Annotated in this window: 14 protein-coding genes, 1 tRNA gene and 1 pseudogene; 13 read left to right on the top strand and 3 right to left on the bottom strand. The window is 65.9% G+C overall.

Annotated elements, in window-relative coordinates; translation table 11 throughout:
- The first annotated feature begins 4 nt into the window (after positions 1–4).
- The 12 genes and pseudogenes from K940_RS0107450 to K940_RS34095 all read left to right on the top strand — a co-directional run bounded on the left by K940_RS0107450 (position 5) and on the right by K940_RS34095 (position 11249).
- Positions 5–1324 carry an NDP-hexose 2,3-dehydratase family protein gene (locus tag K940_RS0107450; RefSeq protein WP_028477016.1) on the top strand — a complete coding sequence of 440 codons (1320 nt, stop codon included), beginning with the start codon at positions 5–7 and terminating at the stop codon, positions 1322–1324.
- Positions 1321–2433, top strand: a complete 1113-nt coding sequence (locus tag K940_RS0107445) for a DegT/DnrJ/EryC1/StrS aminotransferase family protein (protein WP_028477015.1) — start codon at positions 1321–1323, stop codon at positions 2431–2433. Before K940_RS0107450 ends, K940_RS0107445 begins: the two co-directional genes overlap by 4 nt.
- Positions 2430–3062, top strand: coding sequence for a dTDP-4-dehydrorhamnose 3,5-epimerase family protein (locus K940_RS0107440; protein ID WP_028477014.1), 633 nt, complete (start codon positions 2430–2432; stop codon positions 3060–3062). Before K940_RS0107445 ends, K940_RS0107440 begins: the two co-directional genes overlap by 4 nt.
- Positions 3053–4039: an NAD(P)-dependent oxidoreductase gene (locus K940_RS0107435; RefSeq protein WP_028477013.1), complete on the top strand. Its 987-nt coding sequence runs from the start codon at positions 3053–3055 to the stop codon at positions 4037–4039. Before K940_RS0107440 ends, K940_RS0107435 begins: the two co-directional genes overlap by 10 nt.
- A gap of 6 nt (positions 4040–4045) precedes the next feature.
- On the top strand, positions 4046–5305 hold the full coding sequence (locus K940_RS0107430) for a class I SAM-dependent methyltransferase (protein ID WP_231390285.1): 1260 nt from the start codon (positions 4046–4048) through the stop codon (positions 5303–5305).
- A 114-nt stretch (positions 5306–5419) separates the two neighbouring features.
- Positions 5420–6991 (top strand): MFS transporter, encoded by a 1572-nt coding sequence (locus tag K940_RS27325; RefSeq protein ID WP_036527850.1) that lies wholly within the window; start codon positions 5420–5422, stop codon positions 6989–6991.
- A gap of 271 nt (positions 6992–7262) precedes the next feature.
- Positions 7263–8390: an acyl-CoA dehydrogenase family protein gene (locus K940_RS0107420; RefSeq protein WP_036527848.1), complete on the top strand. Its 1128-nt coding sequence runs from the start codon at positions 7263–7265 to the stop codon at positions 8388–8390.
- Positions 8391–8442: 52 nt separating this feature from the next.
- Positions 8443–9654 (top strand): pyridoxal phosphate-dependent aminotransferase family protein, encoded by a 1212-nt coding sequence (locus tag K940_RS0107415; RefSeq protein WP_028477010.1) that lies wholly within the window; start codon positions 8443–8445, stop codon positions 9652–9654.
- A gap of 16 nt (positions 9655–9670) precedes the next feature.
- Positions 9671–10099, top strand: a pseudogene (locus K940_RS0107410) (acyl-CoA dehydrogenase family protein); the annotation flags it as partial.
- 126 nt (positions 10100–10225) lie between these two features.
- A complete protein-coding gene (locus K940_RS27320) occupies positions 10226–10504 on the top strand; it encodes a hypothetical protein (protein WP_036527845.1) in 279 nt (92 codons plus the stop codon).
- Between the two features lie 83 nt (positions 10505–10587).
- Entirely contained in the window at positions 10588–10905 is a 318-nt protein-coding gene (locus K940_RS0107400) for a hypothetical protein (RefSeq protein WP_028477008.1), read from the top strand.
- A 206-nt stretch (positions 10906–11111) separates the two neighbouring features.
- Complete coding sequence (locus K940_RS34095; protein WP_196812139.1) at positions 11112–11249, top strand: hypothetical protein; 138 nt, start codon at positions 11112–11114, stop codon at positions 11247–11249.
- A gap of 37 nt (positions 11250–11286) precedes the next feature.
- On the opposite strand, the gene K940_RS0107390 is transcribed toward K940_RS34095, so the two are convergent.
- A tRNA-Arg gene (locus K940_RS0107390) sits at positions 11287–11359 on the bottom strand.
- Positions 11360–11491: 132 nt separating this feature from the next.
- The gene (locus K940_RS27310; RefSeq protein WP_369797481.1) at positions 11492–12991 is read right to left on the bottom strand and encodes a flavin-containing monooxygenase; all 1500 of its coding nucleotides are present in this window, start codon (positions 12989–12991) and stop codon (positions 11492–11494) included.
- A gap of 1012 nt (positions 12992–14003) precedes the next feature.
- Between K940_RS27310 and K940_RS0107380 the strand changes: the two genes are divergently transcribed.
- Entirely contained in the window at positions 14004–15644 is a 1641-nt protein-coding gene (locus tag K940_RS0107380) for a long-chain fatty acid--CoA ligase (protein ID WP_028477007.1), read from the top strand.
- An 86-nt stretch (positions 15645–15730) separates the two neighbouring features.
- Here K940_RS0107380 and K940_RS0107375 read toward each other — a convergent pair whose 3' ends face one another.
- On the bottom strand, positions 15731–16123 hold the full coding sequence (locus K940_RS0107375; protein WP_028477006.1) for an SCO5389 family protein: 393 nt from the start codon (positions 16121–16123) through the stop codon (positions 15731–15733).
- Positions 16124–16140: the final 17 nt, after the last annotated feature.

The raw sequence follows: 16140 nt of genomic DNA, 5'->3' as shown, positions 1-16140 counted from the left end.
CGCCGTGTTCGATGTTCTGACCCAGTTCCACGAATGGTTCGCGGCCCGTGCGCACGCCAACGACTACCTAGTCGAACTCATCTCGCTCGACAAGATGGACGGCTGGTACGCGGATCCACGCACCGGCGATGTGTACCACCAGAGCGGGCGGTTCTTCTCCGTCGTCGGGGTACACGCCAGTACCGCTTCACGCACGCCTGCGGCGTGGTCGCAACCCATCATCCGGCAGCCGGAGATCGGGATCCTCGGCATCATCGCCAAGCGGATGAACGGCACGGTGTACCTGCTCATGCAGGCCAAGATGGAGCCGGGCAACGTCAACCTGCTGCAGCTCTCGCCGACCGTGCAGGCCACGCGAAGCAACTTCACCCGGGTCCACCGCGGCGCCTCGGTGCCCTACCTGGAGTACTTCCTGCAGCCGCACCGCGGCAGGCCGGTGTTCGATTCGCTGCAGTCGGAACAGGGTTCGTGGTTCCTCGGCAAGCGCAATCGCAACATGATCGTCGAGGTCGACGACGAGGTGCCGGTGCTGGCCGATTTCTGCTGGCTGAGTGTGGACCAGATCGCCGACCTGACCCGGGTGCCCAATCTGGTGAATATGGACGCCAGGACGGTGCTGTCCGGGGTGCCCTTCTTGACCGGGGCTCCGGGCAGGCCCGACGGCGACGCACTGCATCCGCTCGGCGCGGTGCTGAGTTGGTTCACCGAGGTCAAGTCGCGCAATCAGCTCGATCGCAGGATCGTGCCGCTGGGTGGCCTGCCCGAGTGGGAGCGCGTCGACGGGGTGATCCGGCGCCCAGACGGCAGGCACTTCTCGGTGATCGGGGTCGATGTCCGGGCGAGCAACCGTGAGGTGCGGCAATGGTCGCAACCCATGTTGCGCCCGGTCGGGCGCGGCGTGATCGCGTTCTTGGCCAAGGATTTCGACGGGGTGGTGCATGTGCTGGTGCACGCCCGCACTGAGGCAGGCACCACCGACATCGTGGAGATGGGTCCCACGGTGGCCTGCATCCCGGACAACTACGCCGCCGCGGTCGGCCCGCCGCGGCCGCGTTATCTCGACCGCGTACTCGAAGCTCCCGTCGACCAGATCTTGGTCGACGTCGTCCATTCCGAGGAGGGCGGCCGCTTCTACCACGCGGAGAACCGTTACCTCGTCGTCGCCGTCGGCGACGACTTTCCCGTCGCCCTACCGCAGGACTACTGCTGGATGACCATCGAGCAGCTCACCGGCTTCGTCCGGTACGGGAACCACGTGAACGTCGGCGCGCGCTGCCTGCTCAGCTGCATGACCGACCTGATCCCGCAGGAGGCAACACGATGACCACGCGCGTATGGGACTACCTCGGCGAATATGCCGAAGAACGCACCGACATCCTCGACGCCGTGAATACAGTGTTCGACTCGGGGCGGCTGATCCTGGGGAACAGCGTGCTCGGGTTCGAGAACGAGTTCGCGGCCTACCACGGTCTGCCGTTCGCGACCGGAGTCGACAACGGCACCAACGCGATCAAGCTCGGCCTCGAGGCGCTCGGCGTCGGCCCCGGCGACGAGGTGATCACCGTCGCCAACACCGCGGCACCGACGGTGGTCGCGATCGTCGAGGCAGGCGCCACCCCGGTCTTCATCGATGTGCGCGAGGAGGACTTCCTCATGGACACCGACCAGCTCGCCGCCGCCGTGACACCACGGACCACGGCGATCGTGCCGGTCCACCTCTACGGTCAGTGCGTCGACATGGCGCCGGTGCGGCAGTTGGCCGTCGACCACGACCTGATGATCCTCGAGGACTGCGCGCAGGCGCACGGTGCGCGCCAGGGCGGGCAGATCGCGGGCACGATGTCGGACGCGGCGGCCTTCTCTTTCTATCCGACCAAGGTTCTCGGTGCCTACGGCGACGGCGGCGCCGTGATCACTCGTGACAAGGCGGTCCACCAGAACCTGCGGCGCTTGCGCTACTACGGCATGGAGGAGGTCTACTACGTGGTCCAGACGCCTGCCCACAATTCCCGGCTCGACGAACTGCAGGCCGAGATCCTGCGCCGGAAGCTGCGCAGGCTCGACGCCTACATCGCGGGCCGCAATCGGGTGGCGCGCCGATACGAGCAGGGCCTCGGCGACATCGACGGGCTGAGCCTGCCTGCGACCAACCAGGGCAACACCCACGTCTATTACGTCTACGTCGTCCGGCATCCGGCCCGCGACGCCATCGTCGAGGCGATGCGGGCCCACGACATCGCGCTCAACATCAGCTATCCGTGGCCGGTACACACGATGAGCGGCTTCGCCCATCTCGGTTGGCGCCCCGGTTCGCTGACGGTCACCGAGCGGTTGGCCAACGAGATCTTCTCGCTGCCGATGTATCCCTGCCTGCCGGAGGCCGAGCAGGCCCGCGTTGTCGAGGCGCTACGGTCCGTGATCGCGGCGCTGTGAGCGGCGGTCGCAACGGCGTCGGGGAGCCAACCTTCCGGGCCTGTGGGATCGAGGGCGCCGTCGTGTTCGATAGCCACGTTCATCACGACAGCCGTGGCCTGTTCAGCACGCCCCTGCGCGCGTCGCGGTTCCTTGCGGCGGCCGGGCGGCCGATGTTCCCGGTGCGCGATGTCAGCTTCAATGTCTCCGCGCGGGGTGTGCTGCGCGGCATCCACTACACCGCGACGCCGCCGGGCCGGGCGAAGTATGTCTGCTGCCCGCACGGGCGGGTCACCGACTTTTTCGTCGATCTGAGGGTCGGCTCTCCGACTTTCGGGCACTGGGACGCCGTGGAACTCGGCGCTGAGCTGGGACGCGCGGTCTATCTGCCGATCGGCATCGGGCACGCGTTCCTCGCCGAGACCGATGACGCGGTGATCGTCTACCTGATGTCCCAGGAGTACGTGCCGGAACAGGAACTGGCCGTGTCGCCGACCGATCCCGCGCTCGGCCTTCCTCTGCCCCGTGACCTGCCACTTCTGCAATCCGACCGGGACCGGTCCGCGCCGACTCTGGCCGAGGCCGCGGAGCTCGCCTTGTTGCCCGGCTATCAGGCGTGCCGCACCGCGGAGTCGGCGCTATGGGCGTGACATCGGAGCGGGTGGTGATCCTCGGCGCGTCCGGCTTTGTCGGTTCGGCGGTGCTGCGGGAACTGAGCGCGCGTCCGCTGCGGATCCGCGCGGTGTCGCGTACGCCGGTGCCGGTGCCCGCAGGCGCCATCGCCGAGGTCGAGGTCAGCCCGATGGATCTCACCGACGCGAACTCCGTGCGGGTGGCGATTGCCGATGCGGATGTGGTCGTGCACGCCGTCGCTCATATCGGTGGCGCCTCCTCGTGGCGCGTCGAGGACGACGACACCGCGGCCGAGCGGGTCAATGTCGGACTCGCGCGCGAACTCGTCGTCGCCGCGGCCGAGCGGCCGGGCGCACATCGGCTGCTGCGGGTGGTCTTCACCGGCAGCGTCACCCAGGTCGGTCCGATCGGGCGTGACATCCTCGACGGTTCCGAGCCCGATCGCCCGGCCTGCGCCTACGACCGCCAGAAGCTCGCCGCCGAGCAGGTGCTGCTCGCGGCCACCGACGACGGCGTGCTCACGGCGACCTCGTTGCGCTTGCCGACGGTCTTCGGCTATGCCCCGCACGCACCGGAGAGGGTGCGCGGCGTGGTCGCGACGATGGCACGACGGGCGCTCGCGGGCGAGCCGCTGACCATGTGGCACGACGGATCGGTGCGCCGGGACCTGGTGTTCGTCGACGACGTCGCCCGGGCGCTGGTCGCCGCATGCGACCACGTCGATGAGCTCTGCGGCCGTGCGTGGGTGCTCGGATCCGGTACCGGCGAGCCGCTGGGCGCGGTCTTCACCCGAATCGCCGAGCTGGCGGCCGCGAGAACCGGCGTCACCGTGCCGGTGATGACGGTCCCGGCGCCCGGCTACGCCGAGCCGGGCGATTTCCGCAGCGTCATCGTGGATTCTGCGGAGTTTCGCGCGGTCACCGGCTGGTCGCCCGCCGTCGACCTTGACGAGGCCTTGCGCCGCACGGTCGCCCACTTCGCCGCAAGCCGGTGAGCATCGATGAACAACCAAGTACAAGAACACAATTCGACGATCGATAGAGGAATCATGTGCCGTATCTGTGGTGGAAACGTCCAGGAGTTCATAGATCTCGGCCGCCAGCCGCTCTCCGATGCCTTCCTGACTCCGGCGGAGATCGCCGACGAGTTCTTCTATCGGCTGCGCGTCGGCGTCTGTGAGTCGTGCTCGATGGTCCAGCAGCTCGACGAGGTGCCGCGCGAGCGGATGTTTCACGCCGCCTACCCCTACGTCTCCGCCGGTTCGGTCCGGATGCGGGAGCACTTCGCCTCCACCGCACGGGAATTCCTCGACACCGAGCTGACCGGGCAGGACCCCTTCATCGTCGAGATCGGCTCCAACGACGGCAGCATGCTCGGCACCGTGCATGCCGCCGGGGTGCGCCATCTCGGTGTCGAGCCGTGCAGCGGCGTCGCGGACGTGGCGCGAGCCGCGGGCATCCGGGTGCGCTCGGACTTCTTCGAGGAGTCGGTCGGCGCCGAGATCGCCGCCGAACACGGCCGGGCCGAGGTCGTCTTCGCGGCCAACACGATGTGCCATATTCCGTACCTGGATTCGATCTTCCGCGGCATCGACGCGCTGCTGGCGTCGGACGGTGTCTTTGTCTTCGAGGACCCCTACCTCGGCGACGTCGTGGACAAGGTCTCTTTCGACCAGATCTACGACGAGCACTTCTACCTGTTCTCGGCGACGTCGGTGGCCGCGATGGCTCGACGCTTCGACTTCGAGCTCGTCGACGTCCGGCGCCTGCCGGTGCACGGAGGAGAAGTGCGGTACACGATCGCCAGGGCCGGTGCGCGCACGCCCAGCGCGGCGGTGGCCGAACTCGTCGCCGACGAGCGGACGCGTGGTCTGGCCGAGCTGCCCACTCTGCGCAAGTTCGCCGCCGAGGTGGATCAGATCTGCCGCGACCTCGAGCGCACCCTCGTCGAGTTGCGGGCAGGCGGCATGCACGTGGTCGGGTACGGCGCTACCGCCAAGAGCGCGACGGTGATCAACTACGCGGGCATCGGGCCCGAGCTGGTGACCTGTGTGTTCGACTCCACTCCAGCCAAGACCGGGCGGCAGATGCCGGGCTCGCACATTCCCGTGGTGCCGGCCGCCGGGTTCGCCGACTACGAGGCCGACTGCGCCGTGCTGTTCGCGTGGAATCACGCCGAGGAGATCCTGGCCAAGGAGCAGGCGTTCGCCGAGCGCGGCGGCCGATGGTTGCTGTACGTGCCGAATGTGCGGCTGGTCTGAACCGACGGGACGGGCACGGTGAGGTCGGGATCGTGCTTTACGGGGTGCCGCGGACGAGCTAAATTAGAACAATGATCTAATTTTCGCCATCTCAACGAATTGGAGCGCGTCACAATGCTCGGCTCGACGGAACACGACACACCGCCACCGCAGCGGGCCGGTTCGGCACGATGGATCGCCCTGTCGATCCTCGTGTTGCCCGTCGTGCTGGTGGCCATGGACATGTCGGTGCTCTACCTGGCGATCCCTTCGATCGGCAAGGACCTCGCGCCCAGTGGCAGTCAAATGCTGTGGATCCTGGACAGTTACGGCTTCGTGCTGGCCAGCCTGCTGATCGTCATGGGAAACGTGGGTGACCGCATCGGCCGCCGTAAGCTGTTGATGATCGGTGCGGCGGCCTTCGGCATCGCCTCTGCGGTCGCGGCCTTCGCGCCGAACACCGAGATCCTGATCGGCGCGCGCGCGGTCATGGGCATCGGTGGCGCGACCCTGATGCCTTCCACACTAGCTTTGATCCGCAACATCTTCGAGGACCCTGGCGACCGCACCAAGGCCATCGGTGTCTGGACCGCCGCCTTCGCCGGCGGTGGCGCGCTCGGCCCGGTCCTCGGTGGTGTGCTGCTCGACTTCTTCAGCTGGGGCTCGGTCTTCCTGATCAATGTGCCCGTGATCCTCGTCCTGCTCGTGCTCACGCCCATCCTGGTTCCCGAGCACTACAACCCCGTCAACTCCAAGTTCGACCTCGTCGGCGCCGTGCTCCTGCTGGCCGCGATCCTCTCGATCGTCTACGCAATGAAACGCTGTGCCGAGATCGCCGGATTCGACCGCCCCTCGGTCCTGTCGCTACTGGCCGGCGTGCTGCTGGTGATCGGTTTCGTCGTGCAGCAACGGCGTAGCGCCGCCCCGCTGATCGACCGCGGGTTGTTCCGCAACCCGGTCTTCGTGGCGGGTGTGGTCGCGGTGACCGTCGGCATGCTGGCGATGATGGGGCCGAACCTCTTCTTCGCGCAGTACCTGCAGTTGGTGCTGGACATGGGTCCGTTCGAGTCGGCGCTGTGGATGCTGCCGATGACGGTGGCCGCCGGACTCGGCGCCACGGCGGCGCCCGCGCTGTTGGCTCGGACCGGTTTCGGGCGCACGCTCGGCATCGGTTTCCTGATCTGCGCGGTCGGCCTGCTGGTCGTTGCGTTCAGCCGGTCTGTGGACGGGGTCTGGATCCTGCTGGCCGGCGGTATGCTGCTCGGCCTCGGCGCCACGATCGTCATCACGCCCGCCACCGAGTCCGTTGTTTCCCAAGCGCCGGAGGATCGGGCGGGGGCGGCCTCGGCGATTTCGGAGACCGGCTCCGAACTCGGTGGCGCGCTCGGGATCGCCGTTCTCGGCTCGATCGGTGCCGCGGTGTACCGGGTGTCGGTGGATGTCCCGGCGGCACTGCCCGACGAGGTTACGCACGCGGCCGGGGAAACTCTCGCCGGGGCGCACCAGGCCGCGGCGGGGTTGCCTGCCGAGCTGGGTGGCGCGCTGCTGGAGAGTGCGAGATCGTCTTTCTCGCAAGGGTTCTCGGTCGCCGCCGTTGCGGCGGCCGCGACCATGGCGATGCTGGCTGTCGTCGTGCCACTGCTGGCTCGCCGCCCGGGCGCGCCCGAACCGGAAACTACCGAGAAAACGCTCGACATCGCCCACTGAACAATTCCCGGATTTCCTGGTACTGGCACACGGCGGTATCAGGGAATTCGCGTATCCGGGTTCGGTCGGCGTGATTGCCTTCGTCCACGCCGGTGGTCGGGTGCGGACCGCCGATTATCTTGTGGCGCAGCGTAGTCGACGTAACATTGGCCATGATCGCCGATCGGAAACAATCCATCGACTGCCGTCGCCGAAATATCCGGCCTGGAAATGCGCGCCCGATCCGAAATAGGCGCATGCGAAATATCGTCGATTCGAGAAGGGAATCGGAATGGTTGTGAAGTCTGCCCTCGAGGTGGCTCGGGAAACACTCGAACGTCTGTTGCCCGGCCTGCTCGACGAGTTGGCCGGCACCGCGGCGACGATCGCCGAGCGCGATCAGCACAGTCTGGTTCCCGTGTGGGTTCGCCATAACGGACCGCGGCTGGTGGCACCGCGGGACTTGGGTGGGCTCGGCGCCTCGGCGGTCGAGGCCGTGCAGGTCCACATCGCGATCGGTGCCGTCGCGCCCGCACTCGGCGCTGCGACCACGATGCACCATCTCTCGATCGCTACCCTCGCGGTGTTCGCCGAGCAGGCCACCGACGAGGAGCGCGCGCTCATCCGTCAGCTCGCGGTGGACCGTCAGGTGCTGGCCTCCGGCTTCTCCGAGGGCAAGCCGGGCGGTTCGATCTTCCGACCGACCATGCGGGCGGCCAAGTGCGAGAACGGGTATCTGCTCACGGGCCGCAAGGCGCCGTGTTCGCTGGCGGAATCGATGGACGTGCTGGTCGCGAGCGTGGAACTGGAATCGGGTGAGCGTGCCGTCGCGCTTGTGCCCGCCAGCTCGGACAACCTCACCGTCGGCCCGTTCTGGCAGGCCACCACGCTACGCGGCGCCGAGTCCGGTTCGGTCGAACTCGACGAAGTGTTCTGCCCCGAGGGGCTCGTCGTCGAGAGCCTGCTCGAGGACCCTGACGGCACCAGCGAGATGATCGGCTACCAGTGGTTCGGCCTGCTGATCCTCGGCACCTATCTCGGCGCCGCGTACGCGCTGCTCGATGCGGCCCTGGCACGGGAGGGCAGTGTCGACGCGACACGCGTTGCCGGGATGTCCGGGTTCCTCGCCGCGATGGAGAACGCCCTGCTGAAGCTCGCCGCCGAGTTCGACGCAAAATCGGTGTCGCCGGATACCGCGGCCGAATTGCTCGCGCTGCGTGAAGCATTCGATGACTGTGTCGATTCACTCGTCGGAAGAGTGAAAACGGCCGCCGGCGGTATCGCCTACATGCGAAATGCCGACATCGGCTACCTCGCCGAGGTGTGCGCAGTGCATCGATTCCATCCGCCGTCGATGCGCGATTCCGGCGCGAACCTTGTCGCGTGGTTGCGCAAAGAACGCGAATTCGCCTTCATCTGAGCGTCGACCGCCGTCACGTAGAACACCACGATCGAATGAAAGCTGATCTGAGATGTCGCATAGATTGATCGAACGACTCGCCACCAAATACATCCCGCGCTTGATTAGCGAGCTCGAATCGAAGTCGATCTCGCCCTTCTACCGCACAATGCAGTCCGCCGTAGGCTCCTCGGTGCAGCTCGAGGACCGCCAGGTGATGATGTTCGGTTCCAACAACTACCTCGGCCTGGCATCGGAAGCGCGGGTGTTGCATTCGGCCAACACCGGCATCCACCAGTTCGGCAGTGCGACGACGGGCAGCCGCCTCCTCAACGGTTCGGTGCAGTTGCACGTCGACATCGAAGAGCGACTCGCCCAGTGGTACGGCACCGACGGTGCTCTGGTCTTCACCTCCGGCTACACCGCCAACGTGGGCGCCATCGGTGCGCTGCTCGGCCGCGAGAGCACTGCCGTCGTCGACGCGTACGCGCACGCGTCGATCATCGACGGCGTGCGGCAGTCCGGCGCCCGGCTGAAGTGGTTCGAGCACAACAGCGTCGACAGCCTGCGCGCTGCGATCGCCGAAGTGGGTGACACCAGCGAGACCATGGTCATCGTGGACGGGCTGTACTCGATGGAGGGCAGCCTCTCACCGCTCGCCGACATTGTCAGCGTCACCAAGGGCGCCGGTGCGCTGCTGATGGTGGACGAGGCGCATTCGCTGGGCATCTACGGGCCCAACCGTCGTGGGTGGGCCGAAGAGTGTGGTGTGCTGGATGAGGTCGATGTCCTGATGGGCTCCTTGTCGAAGGGCCTCGGCAGCACCGGCGGATTCATCGCGGGCAACGCCGAACTCATCGCGGGGCTGCGTGGGGCGGCGCGCAGTCTCATCTTCAGCACGTCGGCGACTCCGGCCAGTGTAGCCGCGGCGAACGAAGCGGTGCGGATCGTGATGGGCGAGGAAGGCAAGATTCTCGCGGCCCGGGTCGAGGAGTCTGCGCGAACGCTCACCGGGCTGCTCGTCGACAAGGGCGTCAACGTGGAGGGGGCGACCGGTCACTGGTCCCCGATCATCCCGATCGTCATCGGTGACGACGACCGCACCGTCGAGATCTGGAACGAGATCCTGCGTGGCGGTGCGTATGTCGGCGTGGCCCTGCATCCGGCGGTGCCGCGAGACAGGGCCCTGCTGCGCGTGTGTATCTCCGCGGCGCACAGCTCGGACGATCTCGTCAAGGTGGCGGAAGTGATCAGCAACGCGCTGGTGACCACCGCGACCCGCTAGATCGGGTGAGCTGGTCATGGGGCACTACCTGAGCAACGTCCGCGATCTCGAATTCAATCTGTTCGATGTTCTCGGCCTCGACGCAGTCTTGGCGTCCGGTGCGTTCGACGAACTGGACACCGAGACGGTCCGAGCGATGCTGGCCGAGGTCGACTCGCTGGCGACCGGGCCACTGGGGGAGAGCTTCGCGGAGTCCGACCGTAATTCGCTGGTATTCGATCCGGCGATGGCCGGGGTCCGGCTGCCCGAGGCGAGATTCATCACCTCGGGCGATTCGGATGACCTGTTTCCCAACACCATGCATCTGGTGCTGGCTCGTCCGGTCGGAGCCGCGCCCGGTTCGGAGGGACTGTCGCTGTTCTTCACGACAGGGGACCTCGGCGACCGCAACGGTGTCTTCGTGACCGGTGTCGAGAACAAGATGGGTCTGAAGGTCTCGGCCACCCTGCCCGAGCTGGCCGCCACCTGTGCGGTGCTGGCGAAGCTCGACGACGACATCATGCAGATCGATGAAGCAACGTTCTGACGAACGCACCCACCCCAAGCTGATTCCCGATTGACGAGGTCGAAGATGACGGATTTCCCCCACTCCGAAATAGAGTCGCTGCTGCGGGTAGCTCACGGGAAACTGACCACATCTCGCGCCGACGAGCCGTTGTCGGCCGCGGTGACCAGGCTCGTCGAATGCGCTATCGAGGCCGTGGGCATCCTGCGCGAGCCCGACAGCCGGTCCGCCGTCGAGATGATCGGGTACGCGCGGGCCGCGGTCACGGCGGCGACCTACGCGTTGCGCGAGGTCGACGGCAGGGACCGGCGCGTCCGGTGGCATCGCAAACTGGAGTCCGTGTGACCGCTCTCGCGGTTGGGTGATATCACCCACGAACGGGTCCAGCTCTGGATTGCCACCAGCGCCAAGACCAAGGCCCAGCGACCGTGCGCAAGAACGTCGCCGTGCTGAATCAGATACTCACCGAAGCGGTCCAGCGTCGACGCATCGCGATCGACCCGGCCAAGAATGTGGAACTACCGCAGTCGATCCAGGCGGAGAAGCGTTATCTTTCCTCCGTCCAAGTGGCCGCGCCGGCGAAGGCCGCGAGCAGGGTCACCGCCGACGCTGCGGTGGTGGGCGAATGGCGATACGCCAAGCTCACTGACGCCGCGCACCCACGGAGCGTCCTGGTCTACCTGCTGGCCTATGCCGGATTGCGATTCGGTGAGGCTGCGGCACTGCGGGTCTCGGATGGGATGTGAACGTGCTCCGGTCTCGGCGGCGGGTCCACTCCTCGGTGACCCAGATCAACGGTGGTGGAACCGCGCCATCAAGGAGTGCGCGGCGTCGGATGTACCGGCCGAGCTCACGCCACACGAACTCCGGCATACCGCAGCGTCGTTGGCGATCCGTGCCGGGGCGTCGGTCAAGGCTGTACAAACGGATGCTCGGCCACGCCAAGGCGTCCATGACGTTGGATCTCTACGGGCACCTTTTCGAGGACGAGTTGGACACCGTGGCCGATCGGTTGAACGCGCATCACCGAGCCGTGACCGAGGCCGAGTGTGGGCAAGGTGTGGGCAAAACGCTTCGGGCGGCTCGGTAATCAGCGCGCTTTCAGCCTTTGACCTGGCATTTTGTTGTGCCCTCGGCAGGATTCGAACCTGCGACACCCGCTTTAGGAGAGCGGTGCTCTATCCCCTGAGCTACGAAGGCTGGGTGGGTTGGTGACCTACCCGGGTCGTGGCTAGTCTACCGGTTCACAGGCACGTGGGCCGCATCGCGTCGATCGGAGCGGGTCGTAGGTCGAGATGGTGGGTGCTCGGCGGGCAGTGAACACTCGGTGGCCTACTCGAGATGCAGGGAGGCCGAGGCTTTGTATGTCCCTGGGGGGTATTGGACCGGTAGGTCATGGGCAGCTGCGTTCGCCGCGCGCGCCGGCGAGTCTTCGGCGCGCAGCCATGGGTAGGGAGCCTGTGCCTCGTCATAGTCGGCGATGTCGAACGTCCTTGTTTTCAGACGGTAGATCAACGATCGGCACGGCCAGTTGTTGACGATCCGACCACTATGGTTCTGGTACCAGTTGGAACAGAAGTTCCACGCACTGCTTTTCATCCGTCGCTGCAACCAGTCGTCCCAACGCTGTTCGGTGTCGGCGCGGACGGCGAGGTGGCGCCCGGGACGGTCGGTGAGGTACCGCACGCCTTGGCGGATGTAGCGGGCTTGCGACTCGAGCATGTAGATCACCGAGCCGGCGCCGAGGTTGGTGTTCGGTCCATAGACGATGAACATATTCGGGAACTCGGGTACACACATGCCGAGGTAGGCGTGGGGGGTTGCATTCCAGACGTCGGTCAATGCGCGCCCGCCGAGGCCGCGAATGGTTATCGGTGCGAGGAACTCGGTGGCTTTGAAACCGGTACCGTAGATGATCACGTCCGCCCGGTGCTCTACGCCGTCGATCGTGCGAATCCCAGTCGGTGTGATGGACTCGATAGCGCAGGTCTCGACTGTGACGTTCGGTTTGGTCAGCGCGGGAAAATAGTCGTTGGAGAACAAGACGCGTTTGCAGCCGGTGACGTAGTCGGGCGTCAGCTTGGCGCGCAGACCGGCGTCGGGGATTTGGGTGGCCCGGTGTCGATTGGCCAGCGCGGCCACTGGCCGGCCGCCCAGCGAAGGGGCGAGCGCCTCGTTGAACAGCCAGATGCCCAAGCGCAAGATGCGGAGGCCGAGTTCGCCGCGGGGAAACGCCGCGTACCCACGATCGAACAGTGCGACGTCCCGCTTCGGCAGTACCCATGCCGCCGAGCGTTGGAAGACGGTGAGGTGTGCGGCCCGCGGCTGGATGCGCGGGAGGTACTGAACCGCGCTGGCGCCGGTGCCGATGCTGGCGATGCGCTTGCCGGCCAGATCGACATCGTGGTTCCACTCGGCGGAGTGGAAGGCCGGCCCGGTGAAGGTGTCGACGCCGGGGATGCTCGGCAGGGCAGGGCGCGTCAGTTGGCCTACGGCCGGGATGAGGATATCGGCACACAGCTGTGCACCGTCGGCCGTGTGGACGGACCATGTGCCACTACGCTCATCGAATTCCGCATCGGTTACCTCGGTGCCGAAGCGGATGCGGCGCAGCAGGTCGAATCGTTCGGCGGTGTCGCGCATGTACGCGGTGATGTCCTGGTGCGGGGCGTAGCGTCGTGCCCACGTTTTCGGCGCGAACGACCAGCAGTACAGCGGGGACTGCACATCACATACCGCGCCGGGGTAGGTGTTGTCGCGCCACACGCCGCCGAGATCGTCGGCCCGCTCCAGGATGGTGAAGGTATGCACCCCGGCTCGTCGGAGCTCCATGGCAACGCCGAGTCCGCCGAACCCGGCTCCGATGATGATGATGGATGGCGTCGCCACTCGACCGACTGTAGGTACTAGAGACGCGATGTAACAGATAATTTCTGCTACATATGGCATGTTTTCGGTCACAACTGATCGCTAGAAATCGACCGACCCGCCTCGGTTGAGCGAGTGAGGGTCGATGCCGCACCCCTGGGGATCTCACACAATTGCACGTGCAACTGTGTGCACGGCACAGGTGCTTTCTCGGCTGACACGTGGTTTGGTTCATGCTGGTCAATTCGGTTCACAGAGTGTCGAAGTCGAAAGCATTTTTATGCCTGAGGGATTCGTTTGTCTCATTCGGGTGTGCATCCGGTTGATCGGCTAGCGCACCGGCGCTGCCGTCGACTAAAACAAATTGCTGTCAGGTAGTGGTGTGCAGGCGTGTCGGCGGCAACGCAGGGGGTGCCGCCGGCACGCCGGTGGGCGGAGCGCATCCAGGCTCTACCGTGGAGGAAGGCGCCGCGCAGCGTATACGGACTTCGCGAAGCGGGTCGCTTCTCTGTGTCGGCCGCCTCGGATGCATGCTCGGGTGCGCCGGTTCCGATAGTGCGTACGGCACCGCGCAGACCAGCTCAAACTTGGGTAGAACCGCGGCTGCGGAAGTCGTGACTCCCCCTTGGTCGGTACGGTCTATCAGTTCGGTAACATCGCCGATGTGATGTGGCTCATGATCGGCGTGTGACAGAACCATGCCGATGCGCGTGCACCGCCCCTGCCGAAGTCGCACGAGGCCCGACTGTTGGCAGATTTCATCGACTCGACTCGGTGGCTCGGCTGTCCACCGTGGCTTTCGGGTCGCTGTCGAGGTGCGCCTGCGGACGTCGCCGGGTCGTCGACGCCCATGCGACGGCTCAGAACCCCGGCTCGCGCTCGGTCTCGTGCACGAGTGGCTCGCGTCGGAGGCTTCCGAAAGTGGCCGAACGAGGACCTGGCTTCCGAGGGAAGTCGCAGAAAAGAAGGAGTTCCGATGTTGAGCACCATGCAGGACGAGCCATTGTCGCTTGCCACGTTGCTACGGCATGCGTCGACGTTCTTCGCTGATTCCACCGTGTCCACCTGGACAGGGACTGGTGTGCGCACCATGACCTATCGAGAGCTCGGCGCAGAGTCGGCGCGGCTGGCGAACGCGCTGCATGGGTTGGGAATCCGGATCGGTGACCGGGTCGGCACGTTCATGTGGAACAACAACGAGCACATGGTCGCCTACGTCGCCGTGCCCGCGATGGGGGCGGTCCTGCACGCGCTGAACATTCGACTGTTCCCCGATCAACTCACGTATGTCGCCGGTCACGCCGAGGACCGCGTGGTACTGGTCGATGCGACGTTGGTTCCGTTGTTCGCCAAGCTGCTGCCGAATTTGACCACCGTTCGTCACGTCATCGTGGTCAACGGTGACGCCGCGGCCATCACCGCACCCGATGGTGTCCAGGTGCACTCCTACAGCGAATTGCTCGCCGCGCAGCCGGATACCTACGACTTCCCGGTGATCGACGAACGCTCCGCCGCTGCGATGTGCTATACCTCCGGCACCACGGGCGATCCCAAAGGCGTGGTGTATTCGCACCGCTCCAACTGGCTGCACGCGATGCAGGTCGCGGCCAACGACGGCATGGGTCTGTTCGGTAACGACAGCATCCTGACCATTGTCCCTCTCTTCCACGCCAACGCCTGGGGCCTACCGTACGCGGCCCTGATGTGCGGAGCGGACCTGCTCATGCCGGACAGATTCCTGCAGCCGGGTCCGCTGCTCGAATGCATGGCTGCGCAACGTCCGACCTTCGCCGCCGCGGTGCCCACGATTTGGGGAGGTGTGCTGGCAGGCCTGGCCGCCAAGCCGCAAGACATCACCCACCTACGAACGGTCGTGGTGGGCGGCGCCGCTGTCCCGCCGGCGATGATGCGCACATTCCAGGACGAGCACGGCACGCGGGTGCTGCACGCGTGGGGCATGACCGAGACCTCGCCGCTGGGCAGCGTGGCCCATCCACCCGCGAGCGCTCGCACCGACGAAGAAAAGTGGTCCTACCGAGTGACGCAAGGTCGGTTTCCGGCTGGTGTGCAGGCGCGCCTGATCGCCGACGACGGGAACATCGTGCCCAACGATGGGAAGTCCTTGGGTGAACTGGAGGTGCGCGGCCCGTGGATCACCGGCTCCTACTATTCGCCCGACGGTGCGGCGGTCGACCCGGACAAGTTCCACGATGGCTGGTTGCGCACCGGTGACGTCGGCAAGATCAGCCCGGATGGCTACCTCACCTTGGTCGACCGGTCCAAGGACGTGATCAAGTCCGGAGGCGAATGGATATCGTCGGTGGATCTGGAAAACGCGGTCATGGGCCACCCGGCCGTCGCCGAGGCTGCTGTGATCGGAGTACCGGACGAGAAATGGGACGAACGGCCGTTGGTGGCGATCGTCTTGGCCGAGGGTGCGCAGAGTACCCCGGAACAACTGCGAGAATTCTTGACCGACAAGTTCGCGAAGTGGCAACTGCCGGAACGTTGGACATTCGTCCCCGAGGTGCCCAAGACCAGCGTGGGCAAGTTCGACAAGAAGCGGCTGCGCGCGCAGTATGCCGACGGTGGTCTGGACATCGTCACGCTCGACTGAGGCGGCTGTGGGAGGGCGCCGCGCCCTCCCACAGCATGTTCGGCACGGTCATCGCGATGGGCCGCGCTCGGCCCGACGCCAGCCGGTCAGCAGTTGCGCAGTTCGGGGCTCTGGTTGAGCAGCTGAGCCCTGGTGCCGATGAACGTGGTGTAGGTCTCACCGCCGACCGCGGACAAAGGGAACGCGGCCACGCGATGGCAGTTTTGAAAGGCGATCTTGACACCGAAGTGTCGTTCCAACCCAGCGCGAATAGCGTCCGAGGCCATCGCGCGCAGTAGCTGACCACGGGCCGCTTCGTCCGGCGGAGGAACCACATTGTCAGCAAATTCGCCAGTGCCGGAATGGAGTTCATCGGCGACACGGCTGACCACTTCCCAGGCGTAGGGCAGTGATGTGCGCACGACTTCGATGAAATCGGCGTCATCGACCTCGCCGCGCTCGGCGCGCTCGAGCAGTGCGGTGGGGACGTCGAGGGACATGGCACTCACCTCCAGGT

It is taken from the genome of Nocardia sp. CNY236, assembly GCF_000482385.1.
Lineage (GTDB): Bacteria > Actinomycetota > Actinomycetes > Mycobacteriales > Mycobacteriaceae > Nocardia.
Note: the sequence above shows the minus strand (reverse complement) of the source record. Positions and strands in the feature narration are given on the sequence as shown.